Here is a 1,252-nt window from a genome sequence, read left to right on the forward strand (position 1 = left end):
TGAACTGGCCCCCATTTCGACCGGACACTTGGGCATGACCATGGAGGCTTGGGCATATGCCTGAGCACGTGCTTATGTCTGAGATAGAGATCATCACGGATGGTGGCCGTCGCCGCCGCTGGACTGCTTCCGAGAAGCTTCGGATCGTGGAGGAGACGCTGGACGACCGTGCCAGCATCTCGGTCGTGGCGCGTCGGAATGGCGTCGCGCCCAACCTGCTGTATCGTTGGCGACGGCTCATGCTTGAAGGGGGGAGCGTCGCGGTGTCCGAGGATGATGACGTCACCAGCAACAAGGTCGTCCGGCAGCTGGAGGAGCGTATCCGCGAGCTTGAACGTCAGCTTGGTCGCAAGACGCTGGAAGCCGAGATCCTGCGTGAGGCGCTGGACAAGTCACGGACAAAAAAACCGACCTTGCTCGCACGGTCGCCGTTGAAGGACGATTTCCGGTGAAGGTCGTGGCTCAAACCCTGGGGGTGGCCCGCTCGCACCTGATCGACCGGCTGAACGGGAGAACGAAGCCGCGGCGGCGCTATCATAAAGCGCAAGACGCGGCGCTGGTGCCATTGATCACGACGCTGGTGGCGGCGCGCCCGACCTATGGCTATCGACGGATCACGGCGATCCTGAACCGCCAGTTGCGCTCTGAGGGCCTGGCGCCAGTCAATCACAAGCGGGTCTACCGGATCATGCAGGCCCATAACCTGCTGCTGGCGCGGGAATACTCCGAGCGTCCCGAGCATGTTCACGACGGCAAGGTGATTGTCATGCGCTCGAACCTGCGCTGGTGCTCGGACGGGTTCGAGTTCAACTGCTGGAACGGGGACGTCGTCCGCGGCGCGTTCATTATCGATGCCCATGATCGCGAAATCATCGCCTGGCGCGCCGTGGTAAATGCCGGGATCAGCGGCTCCGACATCCGTGACATCATGCTCGAGGCCGTGGAGCGCCGCTTTGGCAGTTACCCTGCGCCGTCGGTCATCGAGATGCTATCCGACAACGGCTCGCCCTACATCGCGAAGGACACACAGATCTTCGCACGCCAACTCGGCCTGAAGTCCTGCTTCACACCGGTTCAGAGCCCGCAAAGCAATGGCATCTCGGAAGCTTTCGTGAAGACGCTGAAGCGCGACTACGTCCAGGTAACACCGTTGCCGGATGCTCAGGCCGTTCTCGGATTGATCGGGGGCTGGATCGAGGACTACAACGAAAACCACCCGCACTCAGGGCTGAAAATGCGCTCGCCCCGCGAG

At 61.9% G+C, this 1,252-nt stretch carries 1 protein-coding gene; it reads left to right on the forward strand.

All coding sequences use genetic code 11. The annotated features are described in order from the left end of the window. Nucleotides 1-56: 56 nt before the first annotated feature. Nucleotides 57-1,252 (forward strand): IS3 family transposase gene (locus EV657_RS21385; RefSeq protein WP_134079880.1). Its coding sequence is split into 2 segments (ribosomal slippage), with 1,197 coding nucleotides annotated over them: nucleotides 57-399 and nucleotides 399-1,252; the frame shifts between segments, so codons are not numbered across the junction. This gene is flagged as partial in the annotation.

It is taken from the genome of Rhodovulum visakhapatnamense, assembly GCF_004365965.1.
Taxonomy (GTDB): domain Bacteria; phylum Pseudomonadota; class Alphaproteobacteria; order Rhodobacterales; family Rhodobacteraceae; genus Rhodovulum; species Rhodovulum visakhapatnamense.